We start from the raw sequence: 18287 nt of genomic DNA on the forward strand, positions 1-18287 counted from the left end.
TATTAACTATTCTAAATCAAGAACAAACCTTCAAGAAAAGTAAAAACAAAAAACGACTCAAAGCATTGTTGAATACTAAATACAGAGAAAAAATCTTAGGGTTTTAAATGAAATTGCACTGCTCTAAAAGCAAGATCAAGCGGCATTCTATGAAAAAAGAGTTACGTCATTTTGAAGAAAGATCTTGAGAATTAAACTTCATAATCTGGATTAAAAGAGTTTAATGAGCAGTAAGAATTTAAAAATTTTAATCTAGAATATCGTGTAAACTTTTTTCTATTCGCTATAAAAATGTCTTTTCACTCAGTTTTCATCTTCTTTTTTACTTCGTAACACCGCTATGAGGTGCAAAAAGCACCTCAATTCACTAAAAAATCATCATTTTTTGCATGAATCAAAAAAGTTTAATCCAGTTCATGTATTTTTGCACCATGGAAACAAATAGACAGAAAAAAATTGCAGGAGTATTACAGCGCGATATCGCAGATGTGATACAACTTGCATTACGTGAAGCAGGGATACAAGGAATTTTGGTTTCTGTAACCAAGGTAAGTGTTACAACAGATCTTTCGATTGCAAAGGTATATATGAGTGTTTTTCCGCATCAAGAGGGAGACAAGGTATTGAAAGAGGTAAATGCGGTAAAATCACAAATTAAACACCAGGTAGCACAACGTACCAAAAATCAGTTACGCCGTATGCCTGAGTTATCCTATTATATAGATGACTCTTTAGAATATATTTCGACTATAGAAAAAGCTGTAAAAGGAGAAGAAAACCCTATACAAAACCCAGATTTATTAGAACGCCGTAAAAAGAAGTAATTACTTGGTTGGTGAGACAATTTCATTTCTCTTATCTTTAGTGCATAATTAAAGTGTCGATTCTTATATAAAGATCCTGTAAACGATTTGAATTTTTCATTGTACATCGCCAAGCGATATTTATTTTCTCCGGGAAGTAGTAATGCCATCAATATCATTACAGGAATTGCAGCAGCAGGAGTGGTTATAGGTGCCATGTCTTTATTTATTGTGCTTTCGGGTTTTGCAGGACTTAAAGATTTTAGCCTTCAGTTTTCTAATTATTTTGATCCTGACCTAAAGCTATTCCCGACCAGCGGAAAAACATTTACATTTACCCAAACCCAAAAAGAAAAGCTTACACAACTTGAGGGAGTCGCTAATTTTTCTGAAATCATCGAAGAACGTGTGTTTTTAGAGTTTAGAGACAAACAAAAAACAGCCTATATTAAAGGAGTAGACCCCAATTACCACAAAGTTATCCACACCGATAGTATTATGGCTCTTGGTGAATGGCTTAAAGACAATGATTTTCAGGTAATCGCCGGTAGTGGGATTAGTAGAGAGTTAAGCATGGGAGTAGAACAAGCCTATACCAATCTGCTAAGTATTTATGTACCTAAACCAGGCAAAGGCATTCCTAATGATCCTACAAAAGCATTTAGATCAGAAAAAGTAGTCAATACGGGTATTTATAGTGTGAACGAAGAATTGGATCAGAAATATATTTTTGGTACCGTTGGACTGACCAGAAAACTATTAGAATTGCCCGAGGATAAAGTAACCCATATCGAGCTTAAGTTAGCCCCAGGAGCTACTGAAGAAGTCGTGATCGAAGGATTACAATTTATTTTTAAAGACGATGTCGTAATAAAAAATAGGATTCAGCTTAATGACACTTTATACAAGATGCTTAATACCGAAAACCTGGTATCTTATCTGGTATTAACACTCATTGCCATTATTGCCTTGTTTAATGTGGCTGGGGCGATTATCATGATGATTATTGATAAAAAGGGCAATCTAAAAACATTATACAATGTAGGGGCTTCTTTGTCCGGAATAAGAAAAATATTTTTGCTTCAGGGGTCTCTAATGACCGTTCTGGGTACCTTATTAGGATTATTTATTGGGTTTGTTATTATCGCATTACAACAACAATATGGATTGTTGATGATTACCCCTTCTTTACCCTATCCCACACGTATCACCCCTATGAGTTTTGTGGTGGTATTTTTTACCATTACAATTATTGGGTTTGTAGCTTCTTTATTAGCTTCTAGTAGGATTAACCATAAACTTGTAACCTAATACCAATTCTAAACTCTTGTTAAAAAAAATGATCAGAAACTACTTTTCTGATGCTTTTAGGTATTTTTAATACACCAATTTAAATTATTTATATCATGAAAAAAAGCATTAGCTCTTTAGGAAAAACATTAAGTAAAACAGAACAAAGTAATATCAACGGAGGACGCGGTATTAGATATTGCAGCACTCGTAGAGATTGTATGGGACCATGGGATGGACCAGGAGACTGGTCATGCAGACGTTATATCGGATCTCTGGGTATCTGTGTGCCGAACTAAAAGTATAAGTAATAGCTATGAGTTACTTTCAAAAGGTAGCTCATAATTATTATGTGTAAACAAGGCAATTTATACGCTCTTCTTTTTTCTTTTTCTTATAAAAACTAAGCCCACAATAAGTATCAACGACAAAAACCCAACGACCCAATACCAAGGTGTGTTCGTATCAAAATGCATAGGAGTGCTATCTCCCAAAAGATAAAACCCTCCCCAATAAAAAGGATTGGCTTCATTAAAATTGGCGGTTTGCAAATATTGTAGTTTAGCTTGCTGTAACGCTTCTCCTTTGTTCATCCCCTCTTTTAGGTTGGTATAAAAATTCTTCATTAATACCGGCGTGGTTTTATCTGACGCCTCCCAACTTGTTAATAACAAACTTTTGGTTCCTGCATACTGAAAAGCATTACCCAAACTCATTATCCCCTCTCCTTTGGCTATTTTACCAGTTCCTGTATTACAGGCACTAAGTACAGTTAACTCGGCAGGGATATCCAACGCAAACAACTCATGACTATACAACAGGTTATCTTCTAGAGTATCGTTACTTTTTGTAAAATACAGTTTAGAGTTCTCGGGCCGTTCATTATCTACTTCACCATGTAATGCGAGATGTAGGATGTTATATTGACCGGCGTTTTTCTTAAAATTAGCTTCTATTGCCTGCGATCCGTAATAATATTGTCCGTCGATAATATTAGAAATGGCTCTGATCTCTTCTCGTGTACCAGGTAAATCATCTCCAGTACCTCTTAAGGTAGCAAAACGGGTTGCACTGGTATTAGTATATGTACTATCAGAAAATGAAAATGCCAGACATTCTTTTAATGTATCGGTAACTTCTTTAGGTTTAAACTTTGAAAACAAAAGATTAGCAGAATTGGCATAGGTGATCGCATACTCCCTAAGCATATACGGCATGGTAGCAAAATTATCTGAATCGGGTTTTTGAGTTAGTAACAACTCAAAATTAAGATGCCATAACGAATTATCGGGTATAATAATAAGCTTATCCCCAATGATATTCTTTTTGACTGGCACTATTAAGCTTTGATATAAAGCATGTGCTTTTTGTGTATAGGTTTTGATATTTTGTGAAATTACACCTTTACGAAATGCCTCGATATGTCCTGTAAGTTTTGGGGTAGACAATTCATGAACATTGATATCATTTTTTGAAATTGTAAATGCATAACTAATACTATCTGTGGTAAAAAATTCTAATACTGTTGTTTTATCATCCAATTGTTGTTGAATTTCTGATACCGTGATGAGCTCATCTTTATATTTAAGTTGATGATATTTGGGGTGGTTTTTCTCTAGAATAGTAGTTAAAGAATCTTGTTGTCTAACGATATCGAACAATTTACTTTCATAATTTGTAAGTTTAGTTGAATCTTTACTTTTACTAGAAAGTTCTGTATTGATCTGCGATTGATAAAAAGCTTTCTTTATTTTTAATTCTTTTTCTAACTCTACTACATTGCTTGGTAACCCCGTAAAGTCTTTTGCGTTAGCATCATTTAATAGTTCTTTTAAGGTATTGGATTTACTTTTTTCTGCATAATAGAAGGCTTCTTCTATATATTTTTTATCTTTTTTAAGGTTTCCAAGCAACAATTGTGTTTCTATAGCTCCTAGATATATTTCTCTAGCCTTTTTGGCAAATAAGACTTTATCTTGATAATTAGTATAAGTCTTTCGTATTTGTTTTATTAAAACATCAACATTTTTATAAATATTACTAGCGTTTTCTATATTCTTTATATTATTATTTTCTTTATATAATGCCTTTAAAGTACTTGCTTTTCCTTCTAAGCTTATTAAAGCAATCCTAAAATCCAAAAAAATGTCGAATTTAGAGGTTTGGTTATATTTATTTGTATTAGCTTGAATTGCATTTTGATAATTTTCCAAAGCATTTTTATATTCCTTATTTTTCATATAAGCCAAAGCTGTATAATTATATGCTGTAGATATTTTAAGGTTGTTTTCTCCAAAAACATTTATATATATATATTGAGATTTTAAATAATACTCTAATGCCATAGAATACTCTTGCAATTCTTCATATGTTTTGCCAAGATTGTTGTATGAGTGTGCTGTATTTGAATGGTTTTCCCCATACGTTTTTAAAATTATATCTAATCCCTTTTTATAATAACTTAGTGCCGTATTGTAATCTTTTGTTTTATGATAAACAATTCCAATGTTATGATAATGCCCGATTAAATCAGGATTACTTTCTCCCAGTGTTTTACATAATTTTGCAATTCCAATTTTATGATATTCTAAAGCTTTTTCATAAACTTCTTTGTCTTTGTAAGTATTCCCGATATTATTATATACATTTGCAATTAAAGGGTGATTTTGATCTAATACTTTCTCTTTTATAGCTAAACTCTCCATATAATATTTTAAGGCATTGTCAAATGCTCCAAATTGCTTATATATACCACCCATACCTTCATATGCAACAGATGTATGAAAAGCATTTTTATTTAATTTACTAATAACTAAAGCTTTTTCATAATAATCCAAAGCTTTTTCCGCTTGAAGTATTTTCGAAAACAAAGAGCCAATGTTCACATAATTTGTAGAAAGGCTTTTATGGTTTTCACCAAATATTTTGATTTTAATTTCTACACTTTTTCTATAATATGCAATTGCCAGGTCATACTTATCCATTGATTCATATACTATCCCAATATTATTATGAAAACTAGCTGTTTTTTCATGGTTAAGACCTAAAGTATTCATAGAAATAGATAATGCATGTTTAAAATGTTCCAGAGCTTTTTTATAATCTCTTTTCCTAGCATAAATTATACCTGTTTTGTTATATGATGTCGCTAAAATAAAATCATTTATAGAACATATTTTTAATCTAATGTCTAATGCTTTTTCATAATTAATTTGGGCTTTCACTAGATTATTCTTTTTTTCATAATACTCTCCTATATTTGCATATGCCTTAGCTGTTTCTGGTGTGTCTTTTTTGACATAATCAGCATTAATCTTTAACGCTTTTTGAGCATTTTTTAAGGATTTCTCATATTCTCTATTACGCCACTGGTTTTCTGAGATACCGTTATAACAGGCTGCAACCCTTTCCCATGTTCCAGCATTTTTATAAATAGGTATGACTTTTTTAAAAAGTGCTATAGAACTCTCAAATTTCTTATCTGTTAATAACGAATCCGCTTTCTTAAAATATTGCGATGCCAGTAGTGTATCTTTTGCTACTTGAGCAGAAATACAAAATGGCATCAAAAAAAATAAGGCATAAATAAAAGGAAGAAAAAAAATGGATGGTCTTTTTTTCATAAGAGGTATGATTCAGAGTGAATAACAAAGAAAATAAAAATATTGTACTCCTAAACAAATACAGTACTATAATCCTAAATATAGAATTAGCATCAAATCAGAAAAAAGAAATCAAGATTGTCTACACAAACTGAAATCCTGCAAATTTCTCCTGTACCTCATCAAAAGCAGCAAATACATCCTCGGGATGATCACTGGTCACCATTTTGGTACGGTATTCTTTAAAATGCGGAATCCCTTTAAAATAATTGGTATAATGCCTACGAGTCTCGAAAACACCCAATTTTTCGCCTTTCCAATCGATAGACATTTGTAGGTGTCTACGTGCGGCGATTACACGTTCCTCTATCGTTGGTGGTGGTAAGTGTTCTCCGGTTTCGAAAAAATGTTTTACTTCTTTAAAAAACCAGGGATATCCAATACTGGCACGACCAATCATAGCACCGTCTAGACCATATTCGTCTCTCATTTGCATAGCACGTTCTGGCGTGTCTACATCGCCATTACCAAACACAGGGATATGCATTCTGGGATTATTTTTTACCTCGGCAATGGGTCTCCAATCGGCATTGCCCTTATACATCTGTGCTCGTGTACGACCATGAATAGAAATGGCTTTGGCTCCTGCATCTTGTATTCGTTCTGCTACCTCTACAATTTTTATAGAATCATGATCCCAACCTAAACGTGTTTTTACAGTAACAGGTAGTTTGGTATGCTCTACCATAGCTTTGGTAAGCTTTACCATGAGATCAATATCTTTTAGGATTCCTGCTCCAGCTCCTTTACTGACCACTTTTTTTACCGGGCATCCAAAATTAATATCGATGATATCGGGTCCAGAGGCTTCTACAATCTCTACCGACCTCAACATCGAATCGAGGTTGGCTCCAAAAATCTGAATCCCCACCGGGCGTTCTTTTTCATAAATATCCAACTTCATGACACTCTTTGCTGCATCACGAATCAATCCCTCGCTGGATATAAACTCTGTATATACCACATCTGCTCCTTGCTCTTTACACAAGGCACGAAATGGTGGATCACTTACATCTTCCATCGGTGCTAATAGCAACGGAAATTCTCCTACATCTATGTCTCCTATTTTGGCCACGGTACTTACTTTTTTTGGCAAAAATACAAATTATAAAGGACCTTGAGACTTCTGCCCATAATTTACAAAGTCATCATACCATAAAAATACGCGTACAGATAGTATAAAGCTTCCAAAATCGCTTATATTTGCAAGTCATTAGCAGCCTGAAATTTGCGTGAGGGAGTGCAGAGAAAATCCCGCAGCCTGACATAGGAAGTGCGAGGAATTGAAACGGAAAGCCCGACCCCTTGTGGGTCACGCCAAAAAGCTTAATCGAAAAGAACGAATGAAGAACATTAGAAATTTTTGCATTATTGCACATATTGATCACGGTAAAAGTACACTTGCTGATCGCTTATTGGATTTTACAGGATCGGTAACCGCCAGAGAAGCACAAGCACAACTACTGGATAGTATGGACCTAGAGCGGGAACGTGGTATTACTATTAAAAGTCATGCAATACAGATGGAATATACCCATGAAGGGGAAGAATATATCCTAAATCTTATTGATACTCCTGGTCACGTAGATTTTTCTTATGAAGTTTCTCGATCTATTGCTGCATGTGAAGGTGCACTACTAATTGTTGATGCTGCACAAAGTATACAGGCACAAACCATCTCTAACCTATACCTAGCGTTAGAGAACGACCTGGAAATTATCCCGGTACTTAACAAAGTAGATTTACCAAGTGCAAATCCAGAAGAGGTAACAGATGATATTGTTGATTTGCTAGGGTGTGATGCTGAAGAAGTAATCCCGGCAAGTGCAAAAACGGGCATTGGTATCGAAGAAATTCTTACTGCAATCATAGATCGTATTCCAGCTCCAGAAGGAAACCCAGAAGCACCTCTACAAGCCCTTATTTTTGACTCGGTATACAACCCTTTTAGAGGAGTAGAAACCTATTTTAGAGTGGTTGATGGTGAGATCAAAAAAGGGCAACAAATTAAGTTTGTCGCTACCGGAAAGAATTACTTTGCAGATGAAGTTGGTACTTTAAAATTAAATCAGGTTCCAAAAAAAGAAATCAAGACAGGGGATGTAGGATATTTAATCACAGGTATTAAAGATGCTCGAGAGGTAAAAGTTGGTGATACGATTACCGACGCAAAAACTCCTACAGAAAACGCTATTGAAGGTTTTGAGGATGTAAAACCAATGGTATTTGCAGGGATTTATCCCGTAGACACAGAAGATTATGAAGAGTTACGTAATTCTATGGAAAAATTACAACTTAATGATGCCTCGCTAGTATTTATCCCAGAAAGCTCGGCAGCACTAGGTTTTGGTTTTAGATGTGGGTTCTTAGGAATGCTACATATGGAGATCATCCAGGAGCGATTAGAACGTGAGTTTAATATGACTGTAATTACTACGGTTCCTAACGTATCCTATCACGCGTTCACAAATAAGGAACCCGATGATATCATTATTGTTAACAATCCATCTGATCTCCCGGACCCTTCTTCTATGAACAGGGTCGAAGAACCGTTTATTAAAGCTACAATCATTACTAAATCTGATTTTGTTGGATCTGTAATGTCTTTATGTATAGAAAAACGTGGTGAAATTACCAATCAAACGTATTTGACCACAGAACGAGTAGAGCTTAGTTTTGACATGCCATTGGCAGAGATTGTTTTTGATTTTTATGATCGCTTAAAAACAGTTTCTAAAGGATATGCATCTTTTGATTATGCCCCAATAGGTATGCGTGCTTCTAAATTGGTAAAAGTAGATATTTTATTGAACGGAAATATTGTAGATGCACTATCTGCATTATTACATAAGGATAACGCTTATGATATTGGTAAAAAGATCTGTGAGAAGCTGAAAGAATTAATCCCTAGACAACAGTTTGATATTCCTATACAAGCGGCAATCGGAGCAAAGTTTATAGCACGTGAAACCGTAAAAGCACTTCGAAAAGATGTAACTGCCAAATGTTATGGGGGTGATATCTCTCGTAAGCGTAAGCTGTTAGAAAAGCAGAAAAAAGGTAAAAAGCGTATGCGACAGGTAGGAAATGTAGAAATTCCGCAAGAAGCATTTATGGCGGTATTAAAGCTTAATGATTAGAGATTAGATCAAAACACCTCATTTTACAGCGCTATGATCACCGAAAGAGATAAATATTTTATGGGACGAGCCATAGCAGTTGCTCAAGAAGGAATGAACGCCAATATTGGAGGCCCTTTTGGAGCTGTGGTGGTAAAGGATGATCAAATAATTGCAGAAGGATGTAACCGTGTTACCTCTTCTAACGATCCTACGGCACATGCAGAAATGGTAGCTATTCGAGAAGCCTGTAAAAAACTAGAAACGTTTCAGCTAGAGGATTGTACTATTTATACCTCTTGCGAGCCTTGCCCTATGTGTTTGGGTGCTATTTATTGGGCAAGACCTAAAAAAGTATTTTATGGCTGTACCAAAGAAGATGCAGCTGCTATTCAGTTTGATGATCAGTTTATATATGACGAACTCGACAAAACTATCGACAACCGCCATATTAGTTTTGAAGGACTAATGCGAAATGAAGCTGTCGAAGTTTTTAACGAATGGAGTAAAAAAATGGACAGAACCGAATACTAATACCATTTCTCAAATGATATTACCTACTAAAATTGTTTCTTTTTGCTCCATATTTCAAAATAAAATATATCGATAGCCCTGCTATCCATAAATTTTCTTTCTCACCTGAATCAAAAACAATTCAATTCAGTCAACGGTAAAATTATTTAAGAACTGGTATAACTAATTCTTAAGAATTGTCTTTTTTGCTGCTATCATTTTTTTGAGCATATATTCTACCCCATTTTCATCATTAGTTTTTGTGGTATAGTTTGCAATGGCTTTTACATTGGGGTGTGCATTTTGCATCGCAAAACTATAAGTAGCTTTACCCATCATTTCCAGGTCATTATTATAATCACCAAATACCATTGTTTCTTCTGGCAATATATTATAGCGTTCTTGAAGCTTTTGTAACGCATACCCTTTGTTAGCATTGTTATGTGATAAATCCAACCAGATTTCTCCAGATACTTTTACTTTTAGACGATCCTCTAAGTGTTTTAAAGCAGGGTACAAGTACTTTTCTGCTCCTTTTTGATTACAAATTGCTATTTTAAGATACTGATCATTGGTAACCTCTGACAGATTTTCTACAATTTCATATCGATCACAAAACTCACTAAACATGGTTTCAAAATCCTGTCCATAATTTTCTATATACCCTTGTTTTCTACCACTAAGTATCACTTGAGACCCCTCTAGTTTTTTGGTAATTGATATTAACTCCAAATACGTATCACGACAAATCTCTGTAACCAAAAGCTCTTCGCCTCTTTTCATGGTAAGTGCTCCATTTTCTGCAATTACATAAATATCATCTTTGATAGGTTTTAATTTATCGATAATACTATAATATTGTCGGCCGCTAGCAGCAACAAAAATGATTCCTAGATTTTGTAACTCTTCAAAAAGTTCAAAAAAAAGACGACTTACTTTCCCTTGGTTATTAAGTAGCGTTCCATCCATATCTGTAGCTACCATTTTAATTTTTGATAAATCCATTCTATAGTATTAGTTAACACCTATAAAGATATTAGACTTATCACAGATCAACCTCTTTTAATCGTAAAATTTGCATTAAATTGTTGGCTTATTATAGATTCGTTTCTTTTAAGTAAGTGTATCCTATGGTCTTTTTTCAAAAAGAAATTCAATTATCTCCATACCCTAGAGGTTTTCATTTAATTACTGATATCATCGTATCAGAATTTCATGAACTAAAAACTATTGATATTGGGCAGTTACAGGTGTTTATAAAGCATACTTCTGCCAGTCTTACTATCAACGAAAATGCAGATCCAACGGTACGTCAAGATTTTGAAAGTCACATGAACATTCTTGTTCCCGAAAATGCTCCTTACTACATCCATACCTACGAGGGGCCAGATGATATGCCGGCACATATCAAAGCTTCGTTAATGGGAACATCGGTTACCATACCTATTACCAAAGGGACTCTAAATTTAGGCACCTGGCAAGGCATTTATTTATGCGAACACAGAGATTATGGCGGCTCAAGAAAACTGGTACTAACTGCTTTTGGTAACTAATACGATTTTCGGATGAGAATTTCGTATAAATAATTGCAACTATTTTTCGCTAGATTGATGAATCAAATTAAAGAATAGCCTTAGCTATTGTTTAATTTTATGAAGAAAATATAGTAGAAAAAGAATGTGATTATATGCGAAATTTTTATTCGCAAACGTATCTTATCAAATAAAGCAAAAAGCAACTGTATGTTATGTACAATTGCTCTTGATAGTATATAGTATGTTCTAAAAAGTTTGTTTTAAAGTGATGTTATTCAAGCGGTTTTATAAAACCTATTTCTTAAATCATCAACTCTATATGCTTAATATCTGCTCTCTCATTTAAATATTTGGCTCCTGTTCGTATCGCTCCCGCTTTCCCTAGATTACTTTCTGTTTCAAGAACACTTACTTTATAAGGATCATATGATTGTATGTCTTTTAACATAATAGCTGTATTGTCACTACTACTATCGTTTACAAAACACAAATGAACATCACTTCCTTTTTTTAAAAAACCTAGATAAGCTGTGATATCCAATCTGTTTTCTTCGTTGTGACAAGGTATTATAATTCCAGTTTTCATTACGGGTTTCTTTAAGATTTATGTTTCAAAAGTAGTATGAATTGCCTACTCTAATCTTTTAATAAAGATAAGTAGAACGTTTATATAGACAAATAGCAGTCATCTAACGATAAAAAAGTTTCTTTACTATCTACTAAACTCTAGAACCAGTTTGCCCACGGAATTCTAGATAGCATAAATAACCATGCTAACGTATAGAAAATGGCCAATACTTTAAACTTGGGAGTAGAAGTCAGTTTCTTTTTATGCTTAGAATACCCCATGGTAATAAAAACAACCATTAAAATCATCATCATAGGATGCTCTACATTGTACAAACGTAAGGTAGCATCTTTCATAATCTCTCCTACTTTATGGGTACCCGAAAACCAAACTACCAAAGGAGACACAAAGAAAATAACAATCCCTATCAATAACTGAATATGCGTAACGATCAATCCAAATAAAGAGATCCTAAAATCTTTGGGAGCGTATTCTCTTTTTGTAAAAAAACCTGCAAGGGCATTGATAGTTGCCAGAGTAACTACCAGAAGAACGAGATAAGCCCAATAAGAATGAACAATTTGTATAGCTTGGTACATAATGATGTGTTTAATTTATCCAAAGGTAAAAAAATTATGTATGAAAAAACCCTCTTTGTTAGATGATCCAACAAAGAGGGTTTGTAAATTATATATATTCTAAATTAGAATTTATACGTTACAGAACCATTAAAGGTAACTCCGTTAGTAAATATATAACCAAAAACGTCCGTTTGCTGTAATCTTACCTCATCAAACACATTGTATACATTACCTCTAAAGGTAAGTTTACTATTATCTAATTTAAAATCATATGTTAACCCAACATCGGTAAGCGAGAAAGGTTTGATTTTTCCAACATTGGTTGTCTGTAAATTCGAGTCATCAAAATCAATCTCATTAAGGTAATGCTCTGCATAATAATTGATGTTTGCATCAATAGACATTCCTTCAAAAACATTAACTTTTGTACCCAAACCAGCTGTGAATTGTGGAGCCGTAGTTACTTTTACGCCAGATAAATCAACCCCTGACTGCGAAGATATTAACTCATTAGTATCATCATTATAAGTATCTCTATCTACTTCTCCGTTAAATCTCCATGATGCACCAGAAATGTACCCCTTAAGATTCACCCAATCGTTTGCTCGATATTCAAACTCTAATTCGGCACCAGTGTGTATTTGCTGAACTCCTCTATCAAAAATATTTACGTTGGTATCATCATCGGTATTATCAGGAGTTGGTACAGCATTAAGATCTATAGAACCATCTGAAAGGATTACTCGATTATCCCAGTTTGTATAATATGCATTAAAGTTTGTTCTAAATCTACCTGCTTTGATACGGTATCCTAATTCAACTCCAAGGATATCTTCATTATCTACTTCTGGTTCTACCAATTCGTTTGAACGTCTGATACTCTGAAAAACGTTATCTAAAAAAGGTTGTCTAGAGTAGTAACCAGCATTTGCATACAACGTATGCATATTTTCTATGGTATATCCAATTCCTCCTTTTACGTTATAACCAATTTTATTAATAGCATCAGATTTTCCTACATCAAAAAATCTACCATCTCTTACATAAGATTGATTAGAAACTGCTCCTTGAAAGAATGCGGTAAACTTATCATCTGCAAATTCTAATTGAGAGAAAAGGCCTTGGTAATTAATATTTTCTGAATAGTCATAATCGATACGCTCACCTTCATCTGCAAAATTAAATAAAGCAGACCATGGATTTGACTTAAAAGATTCTGTAACTACTTTACCATCTGGGCGGTCATTGGCCCAACCTGTTAACCCATGAAAGTCTGTTATTTGTCTAAAGTGATCTCCGCGATATAATCTAAAATCTACTCCGACATTCCAAGATAGTTTTTCAGATAATTCGGTATTAAAGTTAGAGATTAAACCATACCATTGGTGGTTATTTACAGAATTTCTTCTAACATATGTTTCATCTCCATTTTCATTTCCGATACCATTTGCATCAGCAAGATTTCGTTGATCAATCCCATAAAAATCTATCTGTCCTCTAAGCGGTCCATCTCCATCTGGATCTGTTACTCTTAATGAGCTAGCTCCTCTTGGCCCTACAGAACCTCCACGACCCCATGAAGCATACAATACAGAAGAAAGTGTTGATGCTTCAGAGATTTTCCAGTCCCAGTTTAAGTTAGTAACAGGTTTGTGATAATAGTTACCTCTTTCGGTATCCTGCTTTTCGGTATAAAAGTTACCGTTTGCATCAAGGCTTTCAGAAAACCCCCAATGTTGATTGTATCTAGGATTTGCTTCTAGTCTGTTTAATGGCTGAGACCATCTTTGTGCATGAAATTGTGGTGCTCCTGTGATTAGGAAGTTGAATGAATGCTCTTCATTTGGCTTGTATCCTGCAGAGAAAAAGTATGTTTGACCTTGACCATAAGTACCTTCTGCCCACTTTCTATGACCTTTCCAGTAATCTAATAATACAGAAAACGCCCAACCGTTTTCATTCATACCTGTATCATAAGCAACGGTTCCTTTAAAATAACTATCATTACCTCCTAAAAATCTTGCAAAACCTCCTTTATTTCTGTCAGCAGCTTTCATTACAACGTTTACAGTACCCCCAACAGATGAGATCGCTAGTTTAGAAGAACCTAAACCTCTTTGTACTTGTACTGCGTTGGCAATATCTGCAAGTCCAGCCCAGTTTGACCAAAATACTCTACCATCTTCTTGTGAGTTAATTGGCTGACCATTAAGTAGAATCGCAGTATTGGTATCATCAAAACCTCTTACATAAAGTGCTCCGTCACCAAAACCAGTTTGATTAGACACGAATACAGATGGTGTATTCTTGATGATTTCTGGTAATTCTACATTACCCACTGCTTTTTCTCTAATTTCGTTTGCCGTAATTGTCGATACTGCAATAGGAGTTTTTCTATCATCGGCTAAATCGATAATTCCTGTACCAACAATAATAATCTCTTCTAGAGAATTGTCAAGACCTAAACTAATAGTCCCTAAATCTTGATCACCATTAGTAACATCATAAGCAATGTTTTGAGATTCAAAACCAACATAAGAAATGTTAATCGTCCCTGTAGGGCTGTTAACTTTTAGAGAAAATTTACCATCAAAATCCGAAGTAGTTCCGTTAGAAGTTCTAACTTCAATAACGTTTGCTCCTGGTAACGGTGCATTTGACTCTGCATCAAATATGGTTCCCGTTACTACCCCTTGTGCATATGTCTCCCCAACAAATGCTAAAAGGATTACAACAAGTAAAAGTGTAATTTTTTTCATGAATGTGTTTTAAGTGTTTTTTAATTGCTTTTTAACGCTTCATGTAATTACCCTAAAAAAATATATTATTGACTTTCAAATAATTAGAATAATTACATTCAGCAAAACGATAATCTTGGCAAAAGAACAAATCTTTATGCGTGCATAGTTTATCCTAATGTTAAGTTTTCTTGAAGTTATGGGATATCCGTAAGGTATAAATATTTAGCAATATACTGATTATCAAAATGTTAAATATTTATGTAAATCTAAGGTTACCAAATATTTTCTGAAAAGATATTTTTTGTTGCAACATGGGTTTTGAAAAAAAGTCGCACGCTATATTTAAAAAAATATTGACTAATAAACTGAGTTCGATTAATCTGAAATGCGTCAGTTTGAGTAAAATTCTGTTAAGAATTTTGTATCGAAAACAAGCATTTCAGTACTAAAAAGCTATTCTCGATACAATTTTTCTCCATTTTATTACGAAAAACCACTCGAATCGACGCTTTTTATGGAATACTTGATATTAATCGAACTCAGGTTAATAAAAAGGATTAGAAGCAGTAAAGGATGGTAATTATTTGAGATATTGAGTTAACAACGCATGAGTTGATGCATCGTGACTGTTTATCTTGTTTTCCTTAATTTCTGAAAGAATATTTGACGCCAATTGTTTCCCTAATTCTACTCCCCATTGGTCATAGCTATAAATGTTCCAAACTACTCCTTGTACAAAAATACGATGCTCGTACATCGCAATTAATGCCCCAAGGCTTTTTGGAGTTAATTTATCGATCAAAAGGGTTGTGCTTGGCCTATTTCCCTCAAAAACCTTATAGGGTATTAATTGTTCTTGTTTTTCTTCTGAAATAGATCGACGTTGTAATTCTTCCTTAACTTCTGCTCTGGTTTTTCCATTCATTAAGGCTTCCGTTTGTGCAAAGAAATTTGCCATCAGTATATCTTGGTGTTCCTGATCTTTGAACAATGATTTTTTATACCCAATAAACTCTACCGGAATCAATTTTGTTCCCTGATGAAGTAGTTGAAAAAAAGCATGCTGCGCATTAGTACCTGGTGCTCCCCAAATAATAGTTCCTGTTTGGTATGCAACCTTATTACCATTTCTATCTACATTCTTTCCGTTACTTTCCATAATTGCCTGTTGTAAATAAGCAGGCAATCTATGTAAGTATTGTGAATACGGCACAATAGCTTCGGTTTCAGATTTAAAAAAATTTGCATACCAAATACTTATCATACCAAGTAAAACAGGTATATTTTCTTCAAAAGGTGCATTCTTAAAATGATCATCCATTTCTCCTGCTCCTTCAAGTAAGGCTTCAAAATTATCATATCCTACTGCCAAACTTATGGATAATCCTACTGCACTCCATAATGAAAAACGTCCTCCTACCCAACCCCATAATGGAAACACCTTGTCTTCTTCAATTCCGAAATTAACTGCTTTGGTTGTATTACCAGATACTGCAACAAAATGTTTTGCAGTGGCTTCTACAGAAGCTTTCTCGACCAACCATTTTTTTACAGTAGTGGCATTAGATAATGTCTCTTGGGTGGTAAACGTTTTAGAAACAACGATAAAAAGGGTTGTTTCTGGATTTAATGTTTTTAATTTTTGATGCACATGATCTCCCTCTACATTAGAAATATAATGCAGTTTAAGATGGTTTCTATAATATTCCAGTGCTTCTGTAATCATAAAGGGCCCCAGATCAGACCCTCCTATCCCAATATTGACCACATCGGTAAAATTCTTACCAGAATACCCTTTTAATTCGCCTGAAATAATTTGATCACTAAACCTTTTTATGCTTTTTTTAACTAGCTCAATTACTGGAACAATATCGTTTCCATCCAGTTTTAAGCTCTGGTTAGATTTAGCCCTTAATGCTGTGTGTAATACTGCTCTTTGTTCTGTTTTATTGATCTTACTCCCAGAAAAATATGATTCTATGGCTACATCTAACTTAACTTCTCTTGCTAACGCTAATAAAAGAGCTCTTGTCGTAGCATTTATTCTATTTTTAGAGTAATCTACATAAAAATATTTATAGGCTATTGAAAAAGCATTTGCTCTATCAGACTGTTCCTTAAAAAGATCTTTTAAGTGTGTATTTTTTATAACATCATAATGAGTTTGTAGCTTTTTCCAGGCTTTTGTAGTTGTCGGATCAACAGTTGGTAATGACATCGGCTACAAAATTTCTTGTGGTTTAAATTGTATGCTATCGAGTTGGGATCTTAGTGGCTCTATAGCTTTAAAATAGGCAGGGCGCAATTCTTCTGTTAAGGGTTGAGCAGTAGGGAGTTCTTCGCGAAGAGGATCTACTTGTTTACCATTTTTCCAGAATCTATAACACACATGAGGTCCACTGGTATTACCTGTCATTCCTATATACCCGATAACATCACCTTGTTTTACAAACTGACCTACTTTTACGGCTTGTCTACTCATATGTAGGTATTGTGTCTCATAGGTAGCATTATGTCTTATTTTTACATATTTTCCGTTACCACCTTTACGTTCTGATTTTGTTACAATCCCATCAGAAGTAGCTAAAATAGGTGTACCGGTTGGTGCTGCAAAATCGGTTCCTCTATGAGGTCTTATACGATTACCATAAAACTTTATCCTTCTCTTTAAGTTATACCGAGAAGAAATCCTACTAAATTTTACAGGTGCTTTTAAAAATGCTCTACGCAAATTCTCTGCTTTCTCATCAAAATATCCAGAAGTATTATTAATGGTATCATCTTTAAACCTAAAAGCATATAACGATTTATCACGATGCTCAAAATAAGCGGCTTTTATTTGATCTATACCTACAGGAATAGAATCTTCTATAAACTTTTCTGTATATACCACTTTAAATCGATCTCCTGCTTGCAGTCTGGTGAAATCGATTGTCCAGGCATAAATATCAGCCATATTATACGCTACCAAAAAATTTAAATCCAAATCATCAAAAGTTTGCAAAAGACTACTCTCTATTGTACCTGATGCTATTTTTTCTACAATGGTTACTGGTTTTTTTCTTTTTTGAGCTATAATACTGTCTCTAAAATCAACAACGGTATAGTCTATTTTATTATTCTGATATACAAATACCTGTGCTTTCTCTGTTGTGTCTTTAGATTTTAGTAACATATAAGGCTTTCCTGCTCTAATTTTTGCTACATTAAATGTATCTTTAATAACGTTGGTTATCTCAAATACCTTAGCCCCATCTACACCATGTGTATCCATGATTGCTCCAAAGCTATCTCCAGCCTTTATGGTATCCCTAACAACATTAAAATCATTGAGGTTAAACCCAAATTCTTTAATAACAGGAGGTTCCTTTTTTTCTACTAATGTTTCCGGAACAACAATTTTTGCCTCTTGTTTTTCTTTTTTACATGAAAATAATACTACACCTATAAGTAGTAAATAACCTAATTGTTTCAA

Annotated in this window: 14 protein-coding genes; 6 read left to right on the forward strand and 8 right to left on the reverse strand. The window is 34.2% G+C overall.

All coding sequences use genetic code 11. From position 1 onward, the window contains the following. Positions 1-431 precede the first annotated feature (431 nt). The 3 genes from rbfA to ABW636_RS18495 all read left to right on the forward strand — a co-directional run bounded on the left by rbfA (position 432) and on the right by ABW636_RS18495 (position 2392). The gene (rbfA, locus tag ABW636_RS18485; RefSeq protein ID WP_367591557.1) at positions 432-824 is read left to right on the forward strand and encodes a 30S ribosome-binding factor RbfA; all 393 of its coding nucleotides are present in this window, start codon (positions 432-434) and stop codon (positions 822-824) included. An 87-nt stretch (positions 825-911) separates the two neighbouring features. Next, on the forward strand, positions 912-2114 hold the full coding sequence (locus ABW636_RS18490; RefSeq protein WP_367591558.1) for an ABC transporter permease: 1203 nt from the start codon (positions 912-914) through the stop codon (positions 2112-2114). 95 nt (positions 2115-2209) lie between these two features. Then, on the forward strand, positions 2210-2392 hold the full coding sequence (locus ABW636_RS18495; protein ID WP_367591559.1) for a hypothetical protein: 183 nt from the start codon (positions 2210-2212) through the stop codon (positions 2390-2392). A gap of 69 nt (positions 2393-2461) precedes the next feature. Here ABW636_RS18495 and ABW636_RS18500 read toward each other — a convergent pair whose 3' ends face one another. Both ABW636_RS18500 and dusB read right to left on the reverse strand, forming a co-directional pair. Next, entirely contained in the window at positions 2462-5716 is a 3255-nt protein-coding gene (locus tag ABW636_RS18500) for a CHAT domain-containing protein (RefSeq protein WP_367591560.1), read from the reverse strand. A gap of 121 nt (positions 5717-5837) precedes the next feature. Beyond that, positions 5838-6830: a tRNA dihydrouridine synthase DusB gene (gene dusB / locus ABW636_RS18505; protein WP_367591606.1), complete on the reverse strand. Its 993-nt coding sequence runs from the start codon at positions 6828-6830 to the stop codon at positions 5838-5840. 268 nt (positions 6831-7098) lie between these two features. Here dusB and lepA point away from each other — a divergent pair, with 268 nt between their 5' ends. Beyond that, positions 7099-8895 (forward strand): translation elongation factor 4, encoded by a 1797-nt coding sequence (lepA, locus tag ABW636_RS18510; RefSeq protein ID WP_367591561.1) that lies wholly within the window; start codon positions 7099-7101, stop codon positions 8893-8895. 33 nt (positions 8896-8928) lie between these two features. Further along, the gene (locus ABW636_RS18515) at positions 8929-9408 is read left to right on the forward strand and encodes a nucleoside deaminase (RefSeq protein WP_367591562.1); all 480 of its coding nucleotides are present in this window, start codon (positions 8929-8931) and stop codon (positions 9406-9408) included. 162 nt (positions 9409-9570) lie between these two features. Here ABW636_RS18515 and ABW636_RS18520 read toward each other — a convergent pair whose 3' ends face one another. Continuing rightward, on the reverse strand, positions 9571-10392 hold the full coding sequence (locus ABW636_RS18520; RefSeq protein WP_367591563.1) for an HAD family hydrolase: 822 nt from the start codon (positions 10390-10392) through the stop codon (positions 9571-9573). A 125-nt stretch (positions 10393-10517) separates the two neighbouring features. On the opposite strand from ABW636_RS18520, the gene ABW636_RS18525 reads away from it, so the two are divergent. After that, positions 10518-10940: a secondary thiamine-phosphate synthase enzyme YjbQ gene (locus ABW636_RS18525; RefSeq protein WP_367591564.1), complete on the forward strand. Its 423-nt coding sequence runs from the start codon at positions 10518-10520 to the stop codon at positions 10938-10940. A gap of 283 nt (positions 10941-11223) precedes the next feature. On the opposite strand, the gene ABW636_RS18530 is transcribed toward ABW636_RS18525, so the two are convergent. From ABW636_RS18530 to ABW636_RS18550, 5 genes are all read right to left on the reverse strand, one after another. Further along, positions 11224-11508 carry a glycosyltransferase gene (locus tag ABW636_RS18530; RefSeq protein ID WP_367591565.1) on the reverse strand — a complete coding sequence of 95 codons (285 nt, stop codon included), beginning with the start codon at positions 11506-11508 and terminating at the stop codon, positions 11224-11226. A 140-nt stretch (positions 11509-11648) separates the two neighbouring features. Further along, positions 11649-12089 (reverse strand): hypothetical protein, encoded by a 441-nt coding sequence (locus ABW636_RS18535; protein ID WP_367591566.1) that lies wholly within the window; start codon positions 12087-12089, stop codon positions 11649-11651. Positions 12090-12193: 104 nt separating this feature from the next. Further along, entirely contained in the window at positions 12194-14830 is a 2637-nt protein-coding gene (locus ABW636_RS18540; protein WP_367591567.1) for a TonB-dependent receptor, read from the reverse strand. A gap of 562 nt (positions 14831-15392) precedes the next feature. Continuing rightward, positions 15393-17030 (reverse strand): glucose-6-phosphate isomerase, encoded by a 1638-nt coding sequence (pgi, locus tag ABW636_RS18545; protein WP_367591568.1) that lies wholly within the window; start codon positions 17028-17030, stop codon positions 15393-15395. A 3-nt stretch (positions 17031-17033) separates the two neighbouring features. Continuing rightward, positions 17034-18287, reverse strand: a complete 1254-nt coding sequence (locus tag ABW636_RS18550) for a peptidoglycan DD-metalloendopeptidase family protein (RefSeq protein WP_367591569.1) — start codon at positions 18285-18287, stop codon at positions 17034-17036.

This window comes from Aquimarina discodermiae (assembly GCF_040786235.1).
Lineage (GTDB): Bacteria > Bacteroidota > Bacteroidia > Flavobacteriales > Flavobacteriaceae > Aquimarina.

What these genes read in the sequence shown, in the direction of transcription:
- ABW636_RS18500 (WP_367591560.1), bottom strand. Translation starts at nt 5,716, where the DNA reads ATGAAAAAAAGACCATCCATTTTTTTTCTTCCTTTTATTTATGCCTTA.
- ABW636_RS18525 (WP_367591564.1), top strand. Translation starts at nt 10,518, where the DNA reads ATGGTCTTTTTTCAAAAAGAAATTCAATTATCTCCATACCCTAGAGGT.
- ABW636_RS18540 (WP_367591567.1), bottom strand. Translation starts at nt 14,830, where the DNA reads ATGAAAAAAATTACACTTTTACTTGTTGTAATCCTTTTAGCATTTGTT.
- lepA (WP_367591561.1), top strand. Translation starts at nt 7,099, where the DNA reads ATGAAGAACATTAGAAATTTTTGCATTATTGCACATATTGATCACGGT.
- ABW636_RS18535 (WP_367591566.1), bottom strand. Translation starts at nt 12,089, where the DNA reads ATGTACCAAGCTATACAAATTGTTCATTCTTATTGGGCTTATCTCGTT.
- pgi (WP_367591568.1), bottom strand. Translation starts at nt 17,030, where the DNA reads ATGTCATTACCAACTGTTGATCCGACAACTACAAAAGCCTGGAAAAAG.
- rbfA (WP_367591557.1), top strand. Translation starts at nt 432, where the DNA reads ATGGAAACAAATAGACAGAAAAAAATTGCAGGAGTATTACAGCGCGAT.
- ABW636_RS18515 (WP_367591562.1), top strand. Translation starts at nt 8,929, where the DNA reads ATGATCACCGAAAGAGATAAATATTTTATGGGACGAGCCATAGCAGTT.
- ABW636_RS18530 (WP_367591565.1), bottom strand. Translation starts at nt 11,508, where the DNA reads ATGAAAACTGGAATTATAATACCTTGTCACAACGAAGAAAACAGATTG.
- ABW636_RS18495 (WP_367591559.1), top strand. Translation starts at nt 2,210, where the DNA reads ATGAAAAAAAGCATTAGCTCTTTAGGAAAAACATTAAGTAAAACAGAA.
- ABW636_RS18520 (WP_367591563.1), bottom strand. Translation starts at nt 10,392, where the DNA reads ATGGATTTATCAAAAATTAAAATGGTAGCTACAGATATGGATGGAACG.